The following is a 7,343-nucleotide window of genomic DNA, read 5'->3' on the forward strand; positions in this document are numbered from 1 at the left end:
CGTCTTTGGGCGTCTTCGACGCGATTTCCAGTTGTGTGTTGAGTGTGGTTCACGGAGAATATGAGTTCCGCGCACTACATAAACACCTAAACAAGTGACGTGAAAGTGAAACCCCGATCTTTAGCTCTCATACTGGGATTTTAGACGGGCCACACACTGTCACGGGCGTCGCAGGGTGTCACCTAACACTGCTGCGATAATTTCAAAGCGCTCGCCTGCCACGCTGTAACTCATTGTGCCGTTCCGAGCGCTCGTCGACGGAGAGGTTGTTTCCCCCACTGAAGTCGAAGACAGGCAGGCCGTTGAGTGTCCAGAGTGCCAAGGCGTTCTCTACCCCCGCGACGGCGAACACTGCGCCCGCCACTTCTTCCACGCCGGCGACGACGCCAACGAGTCGTGTTCGACAGCCGGGGGTGGTGAGTCGGAGACGCACGCACGGTGTACGGCACTCGCCGTAGCCGCTCTCAACGAGCAGTTCCCGACTGCCGTTCATGTTGGGTCCGAGGTTCCGATCGACGTTTCTGAAACGGCAACGACCCCTAATACACGCCGGGCGGACGCTCTGATCGAATTCGAGACTGAGAACCTCTACTTCGGGAGCGGCCTCATCATCGAGGTGCAGCACAAGCACCACAGCAAGGATATTGAAGGGACGACCCACGACTACCTCTCTGCCGGGTACTCCGTCGCGTGGCTCACTCCCGACGACTTCGAATCCGAGCAGCTCCCGTACACCGTCGTCGACGAGACGTTCCAAGTGGGGAGCAGAGAAGGATACAGCATTCGCGAACACGACGCCCACGAGTTCAAACCGAGCATCAAGCCGGCTCTGAACTGGGAGAGCTCAACTACTGGTTGTTCTTCGGTGGAAATAGATGGGGAGCACCGGTGGGGAACGGTCTCCGGATACGCGCACCCGGAGGGATACGAGTACGAAATCTGCTCCAGTTGTGATTTACGCCGACAGTACGACCAGGACCGAGGGAGGTTCGTATACGACTCGAAAGGGTTGCTCGCGCCTGACGTCGCTCCTGGAGTTCTTCGCGATGCCGTCATTCCCTATCCTGTGGGGACCGGCGAATTTGAGAGATGGAACTCGTCGAAGGCCGCCGGGGGCTCACTCGCCCTCGAACACGCCTTAGCTTTCAGGGACGACGTCGCGCCCTGTCGAGGTCCACAACGGATTCACGAATGGGACAGAGACGAGGTGATTGAACGGAAGCACGATGGTCGTCTGGAGGTCGTCCTCTGGGAGTGCCGTCACTGCCCGGTCCACCTTCTCACGAACTTCAGCGACCTCTGCGAGACCGAGGCGTACATTCTGTTCGGTATACCCCCCGACCCCGACTGGGGCCTTTGGCACCTCAACGAGAATCCACGGTCGTGTTGGAATCCATTACATGAACTGGACGATGACTGGGATTACTGCCCTGACTGTTTCCAGCGGGACCCGTAACCGAGTTTTTCTCCGGTAGTGACCCCCCTCCAGACGATTGTATGGACCCAGCTGACAGACTCGGCAGAACATTAGTTTAAGTCACCGTAACAAACAGTCGGTGATATGGGCGGGAACGACTTGGATGACGGTCCGATGCCGACAGAACCGGAGGTCTCGATGGTCACCAGCGATTATCAGATACAGCTCGCAGATGGCTGGACAGAGAAGTCCTTCGAGCGCGGGACGTACGGGTCGGAGGACACGCCCGGTGTCGAAGCACAGTTCACTGCGGCCGAGAATACGGAACTCCGTATCGATCCGGTGGAGTACGATGTGGTTGGTCGTCGACGACGCATTCAAGGTCTCGAAGCCGACTTCGAGTCACGCGTCCACAGCGACGACGTCGCCACCGAAGCCCGCAAGTCGGGCGGGCAGATCTACGAGCCCTGCTTGTTCGCCGTTCGCGCCTACTACGCGCCGATCAGCTCTCCCGAGGTATCGACGTACACGCTCACGACGGATGCAGACGACGCGCTAGCGGCGGTGTGCTGGCTCTCGCACGCAACCGACCCGATGAGTCTCGGACAGGCAATCGAGCGCGCACTACAGGCGCAGGCCGGTGAGGATCCCGACCACTACGGCATCGACTACCCGACCGACGAGGAGCGCATCGAGAACGTCTTCGTCGAGGACCCGAATCGATGCTTCTACTCTGGAAAAACTACGCGAAGTCATCTACTCCGTCTCCCATTCCGATATGCACCACTCCTTGAGGGCTACCCGGAGAACGCCGAGGCACTGCCGGCCGTCCCGTCGCGGGTCGGCGGGTTCGAGGTCGCGGTCTCGCACACCGAGTGGAGCGACCGCGGACTCTCGGAAGGGCAACTCGAAGAACCGATAGAACATGTCGATACGGGTGTGTACCAGCTCCCGCACGACGTTGCAGAACAGGCCGATGGGTTCCCAGTCGAGGCGACCAGTTTCCGACAGAAGTAGCGGCCGCGCTTTACGACCAGCTCCGGTACTCGATCCGAGAGTGCGGGTACACCTCGCAGATTCGCCGGAGTGCTTGGAGTCGTTTCTCCGGGAAGTGGGCGTCCCCACGCTCGTACGCTTCGAGGAACGCTCGGTCGAGGGCGAACTCGGCGAGAAGATGGTACACGCGATCTGTCTGTTCCATCAACTCCTTGTGGGTTAGCTCGGGCGACTCTACGGACTCGCGAAGGACGATGTGGCTAGCGAGACGGTTCGTCGTCGGGTGTCGTTCGGTTCCGAGATTGAGGAACTGCTGGAGCGCGTCGATACACTCTGGCGGATCTCCTGGTTCAAGAGTTACGACGAGGGTATCCCAGTCTTGTGACGTGGGCGGAAAGAGGCGTGATTTGGAGTTGGTGGCCGTAGCGGTTCCTTGGAAATCTCGGAGATCGTCCATTACGCAGTCTTGCTTCTGTTTCACTTATATATCTTCGCGGGATTCGCAATTCTCACAACTGATAATTATATGACAATGAAATTAACATTTCTAGACTTATGACGAGTCGGAAAAGCTGGCTACAAAGCCTGAAGTCCGCCCATTTATAAGAATTAAGAGGGTCTTAATCACACAGTGTATCCATGCTAAACTTTTTAACAACCTGAACTATACGGAGAACCAGAACATGGACCCCGATTCGGATGTACTCTACCGTGGGGGCGGAGGTGGATCAGTGCTCACCAACATCACTGAGTGTATTGCAGATCTCCAAGAGAACGGGTGTAATATGCTTATCACGGGGAAGGTTTCTGAGGAGACGATTACCACAGCAACCAGCCGATTTCTCGGAGCAGCTGATGAACCTCGTAAGAGAATTCTTGCGCTCACTGACTCCAGCACGCAGAATATCGACGACCGGTTCCCAGCTACAATCGGCCTTGGGGACCCCGACGTCTGGCTTATTGACCAACGCTACGGTCAGCGGACAGTCGTGTCCCCACCACAAACGGCGGCGGGAATGGAGTCGACTGTCGGACCCCATGCAATTGGGAAGTGTGAATCCGACTTAGATGCCCTCCGTCGAGATATTAGCGACGCCATCGCGAACTTCGCATCGTCGCCAACGGGGCTCACTCCTAGCGAACTCCGTCTCTCCGTTGACTCTCTGAATATCCTCCTTGAGGAGAACGACCTCCAGGAGGTTGAGACCTTTGTTAGACTCGTCTCCGCCGCAGTTGAGGAGTACGCTGGAATGGCCCACTACTTCCTCCCAGTGGATTCTGACGCCGAGCAAGTACGGAAACTCCTCCCGTATTTCGACGTGGAAGTCGAACTTCGGAAGCGAGACGGGCTCGAACCCGAACAGCGATGGCATCTCCCCGACTGTGACCAAAAGACTCAGTGGTTCAGACTACAGACAAGTTAGCAGCACAGATGGCCCCACAACGGCGAACACGAATAGAATCTACTGGGGTTTCTCCAACTGTAGTTCAACTCCAATCACGAACTGGTGTTGCTATCCGAGATCCTATCGAAAACACCCGGTTTGAGATTTATACTCACGGTCAGCCAGACGTCCTAACGGCTGATGGAGACGATTTTCATTTTCCAGTCGATACTGCTGTCTACGTCACGGAGAGCCGGTTTACCATACCGCTTGTAGCGAACTTTCTCGTTCGAGACGAACACGGAAGTCTTGTCACCGACCTTGCGGGCCGAGACAACGTTGAGCTCCCCAACGGTCAGTACAACATTGAGTTCGCGTCAGCACCGATGAAGCTCTACATGGGCGTCGAAGGGTCTGTCCGGCTTCGGCGAGACGAACAAGAACTTCACATCTCTGTCAGTAGTAGCCGCGTCACCCTCGGTGTCCGGTCGTTCCACGAAAACCCTGCTGGGATCGTCTACATCGGAGACGATCCGGAGGACTTGATGAGTGGTGTCTCGCTACTGGGTTCAGCTCTAAAGACGCTTTCTCCAGAACGGTCGTTTCCGACCTTACGCGGTCATCCTCCACTCATCCAGTTCGGAGACTCGTTCTCGGCCCCACCGGAAATCAAACGCCCCGACGTCGACATCCAGATCGTCGTCCCCCCAACCAGAACGAATATATTCTCGGTTGCGTCGCTTGCTTACTACCTCGGCGCAGAGGTCGTGCCGGGATCGAGCCCACGAATCATCGCAGGTGGAGTAGAGTATCCGATTTCAGAGGGGCAGTTTGAACAGGAAGTGAATCGCCTGCTCCGCCAACTCGTGTTCCTAGACTGTATTACTCGGACAGAGGGGTACTACCAGATAGACCTCTACGAGCGGCAGGAACTCGAGAAGCACCTTACCCTCCCGTGGTGTGACCTCTACGACCGCCCCCTTGAGGAGCGAACTCAGACGTACCTGGATGTCGAGTACGAAACAGTCAAGCCATACATCCCGACGTGGGGGCTCACCGCTGACCTCTCACCGCAACTTACGAACGCACAGGCGCTCCCGTTCCTTGCGAACGACCTTGCGCTCATCCGGGTCTCGGAGTCCGAATGTGAGTGGATACCACCGACCCCAGATAACGTTTCAGACCTTCTTCGAGGGTCCTGTGACCGGACTACCCGAACCACGGACAGCGAGAACATCTTCACCCCTACGGAGGCAGAAACGCTTGAGCACGTCTACCTCGGGAACGGCTATCCACTAGACTCGAGTAAAGCCACCATCGAGTCCTATTATCGACGGTTGGACCGATCTACGCCCTCGACTACAGATATCCAAGTGCATGTTGTCTGTAATGACGACGAGATGAGCGACGAGGAGGTCGTGGAGTCCTTCTATGGTGTTCGAGATATGTTCGACTTCGACGTCGAATTGCACTACGGTCTTACCACCTGCCAAATGCGGGAGCTACTCTCCGAACCGTCGGACTTCGTCCACTTCGTCGGCCACATCACGGAAAACGGAATACAGTGTCCAGACGGGTACTTGGATACGCATTCGCTCGCGGAGGTAAACACGAAGGCGTTCCTCCTGAATGCGTGCCGATCGTACGAACAGGGGATGGAACTCGTTCGGAAGGGCAGTTTGGGTGGTATTGTAACGCTCGCGGAAGTGAGCAATACACCAGCTGTTCGCGTTGGTCGCGCGTTAGCCCGACTCCTCAATCATGGGTTCCCGCTGCGGGCGGCGCTCGCCGTCGCGAAGAAGAAGTCGCTGACCGGCTATCAGTATATCGTCGTCGGGGACGGGTCGCTCCAGCTCGTGCAGACTGAGACAGGGAGTGCGATGACGGTCGAGGTTGAACGTCTCGAAGGGGATGTGTGCGATGTTTCGTTCAGGACGTTCCCGACGCCGGGCTACGGGGTCGGCGCGATCATGTCTCCAAATATCGATACGGATGGTCTTCGATTCCTTCATCCAGGCTCGACAAAGACGTTTGAGATAGCGATTGCGGAGCTACACCAGTTGCTCTCGCAAGAGAACCTCCCTGTCGAGATGGACGGGCACGTCTACTGGAGCGACGAGTTCATTCAGAAAACGCGAGAGTGAGAAAGGGTCCTTTGGGATGTCTACGGCCCACTGTTGATGCTTACTGCGCTTGCCTGGTAGAGGATCTGTGATCCAGCAGCCATAGCAGTGAAGGCGAGGCTGGTGATTTTTGGGTGATTCTTAAGCGTGGTCTGGAGTTTCGAGACTGTCTCCATGCCCTACCAGTTTAGTCATAGATTGTTCAAGTTTTGGATTCTGTGGGTCGAGAGCGTTCAGATACTTTGAAATATATCTCGAATAGGTGCTATTTATTTGAGTAAATCGGATACACGGGTCTCTAACTCCCCACTCTCGGCAACCCTCTCTCCTAAATATTTGTTTAGAGTTTTGAAAGCTTCTGCGCCTTCGCTGTCGGCCAGTTGATACGTGGTTGTTCCGCCCTCTTTGACGACTTCGATGAGGTCAAGCTCTTGGAGCTGATCGCGATGGGAGACGAACGCCGGGCGCGATATCCCAGATTGTTTCAGTATTTCTTTCTGCCGAAGAGGGTCGCTTGCTTCTGCGAGTATTCCAAGAATTGCGATTCGAACTGGGAACCGGAGTTCGCGAGTAATTGGGGGCGCGAAATTAGAGGAGTCTTCGTCGCGCATATACCACAGTAGTCCCTTATCATATATCCGTCTTATGCTATCGGATGTTAAACCAAATTAACGTGTGTTAGAGCGAGATTACAATCACTACCAAACATATGTCCAGAACAAGCCTGATATGAGTCGCATTATGAAAATATTCCCACAACCTTTTTAATCTTGTGGCTAATCGGATTGTGTATGGCGATAGCCTGTCACAACTCGGACAGCGAGACCCCCGTGGGGGATATTCGGGAAGCGCTGGCCGACATCTTTGAGAATCACAACGACCGTTCAAACAAGTCTGAATTTGCATGCGTCGAATTCTGCATCGACGAGCGGGAGAAGGGATCCCCTCGTTACCGCTACCTTGACGGCTCCCACTACCTCCGGAAGCTCACCAGCTCCCAACAAGACATCCTCAAGCAGGAGTTTGTCGAGAATGGCGACCTCGCTGTCCTCTCGGAAGGTTCGTCGTTCCTTACTCTTACCCAGCCGGACTCTACCGAGACTGGAGACGTCGAGACCGCAGAGGAAATCTTGGAGGAGTTCTACAACGTCTCGCTCGAAGAGGTCGAACTCATCGAAGAAGTCGTCGACGCAAAAACCCGACTCGCGCTCAACGTCGCGTAACCGCTATTTCCACTTTCTGACGTGTTCCATCGCCCGTTCGATAGGGACGTGTAACGCAGTCATCTTTGGATCTACGCTCTTCTGTAGGAGATTGTTGATAGAGTTCAGCTGTCGCTCTGGAATCGAAGAGGGCAAGGACACCGCGCTAGCGGTGTCCGACACGAATGATTCCGCTCGATGTGTTTGGCTCGGAATCGCT

The 7,343-nt window shown here is 55.6% G+C and carries 7 protein-coding genes; 5 read left to right on the forward strand and 2 right to left on the reverse strand.

Annotated features, from left to right (window positions below):
* Positions 1–235 precede the first annotated feature (235 nt).
* Together NDI65_RS17905 and NDI65_RS17910 are read left to right on the forward strand one after the other, a co-directional pair.
* Positions 236–1,456 carry a hypothetical protein gene (locus NDI65_RS17905; protein ID WP_310894011.1) on the forward strand — a complete coding sequence of 407 codons (1,221 nt, stop codon included), beginning with the start codon at positions 236–238 and terminating at the stop codon, positions 1,454–1,456.
* Between the two features lie 105 nt (positions 1,457–1,561).
* On the forward strand, positions 1,562–2,434 hold the full coding sequence (locus NDI65_RS17910; RefSeq protein ID WP_310894012.1) for a hypothetical protein: 873 nt from the start codon (positions 1,562–1,564) through the stop codon (positions 2,432–2,434).
* Positions 2,435–2,444: 10 nt separating this feature from the next.
* Here NDI65_RS17910 and NDI65_RS17915 read toward each other — a convergent pair whose 3' ends face one another.
* Entirely contained in the window at positions 2,445–2,870 is a 426-nt protein-coding gene (locus NDI65_RS17915) for a hypothetical protein (protein ID WP_310894013.1), read from the reverse strand.
* A gap of 226 nt (positions 2,871–3,096) precedes the next feature.
* Here NDI65_RS17915 and NDI65_RS17920 point away from each other — a divergent pair, with 226 nt between their 5' ends.
* Together NDI65_RS17920 and NDI65_RS17925 are read left to right on the forward strand one after the other, a co-directional pair.
* The gene (locus tag NDI65_RS17920; protein ID WP_310894014.1) at positions 3,097–3,837 is read left to right on the forward strand and encodes a hypothetical protein; all 741 of its coding nucleotides are present in this window, start codon (positions 3,097–3,099) and stop codon (positions 3,835–3,837) included.
* A 347-nt stretch (positions 3,838–4,184) separates the two neighbouring features.
* On the forward strand, positions 4,185–5,942 hold the full coding sequence (locus NDI65_RS17925) for a hypothetical protein (protein WP_310894015.1): 1,758 nt from the start codon (positions 4,185–4,187) through the stop codon (positions 5,940–5,942).
* Between the two features lie 248 nt (positions 5,943–6,190).
* Here NDI65_RS17925 and NDI65_RS17930 read toward each other — a convergent pair whose 3' ends face one another.
* The gene (locus NDI65_RS17930; protein WP_310894016.1) at positions 6,191–6,532 is read right to left on the reverse strand and encodes a winged helix-turn-helix domain-containing protein; all 342 of its coding nucleotides are present in this window, start codon (positions 6,530–6,532) and stop codon (positions 6,191–6,193) included.
* A gap of 180 nt (positions 6,533–6,712) precedes the next feature.
* On the opposite strand from NDI65_RS17930, the gene NDI65_RS17935 reads away from it, so the two are divergent.
* Entirely contained in the window at positions 6,713–7,144 is a 432-nt protein-coding gene (locus NDI65_RS17935; RefSeq protein ID WP_310894017.1) for a hypothetical protein, read from the forward strand.
* Positions 7,145–7,343 lie beyond the last annotated feature (199 nt).

The organism is Haloferax sp. S2CR25 (assembly GCF_031624535.1).
In the GTDB taxonomy this organism is placed as follows: Archaea; Halobacteriota; Halobacteria; order Halobacteriales; family Haloferacaceae; genus Haloferax; species Haloferax massiliensis.

Coding starts and splice junctions, on each gene's coding strand:
- NDI65_RS17925 (WP_310894015.1), top strand. CDS start 4,185: ATGAAGCTCTACATGGGCGTCGAAGGGTCTGTCCGGCTTCGGCGAGAC.
- NDI65_RS17910 (WP_310894012.1), top strand. CDS start 1,562: ATGGGCGGGAACGACTTGGATGACGGTCCGATGCCGACAGAACCGGAG.
- NDI65_RS17935 (WP_310894017.1), top strand. CDS start 6,713: ATGGCGATAGCCTGTCACAACTCGGACAGCGAGACCCCCGTGGGGGAT.
- NDI65_RS17930 (WP_310894016.1), bottom strand. CDS start 6,532: ATGCGCGACGAAGACTCCTCTAATTTCGCGCCCCCAATTACTCGCGAA.
- NDI65_RS17915 (WP_310894013.1), bottom strand. CDS start 2,870: ATGGACGATCTCCGAGATTTCCAAGGAACCGCTACGGCCACCAACTCC.
- NDI65_RS17920 (WP_310894014.1), top strand. CDS start 3,097: ATGGACCCCGATTCGGATGTACTCTACCGTGGGGGCGGAGGTGGATCA.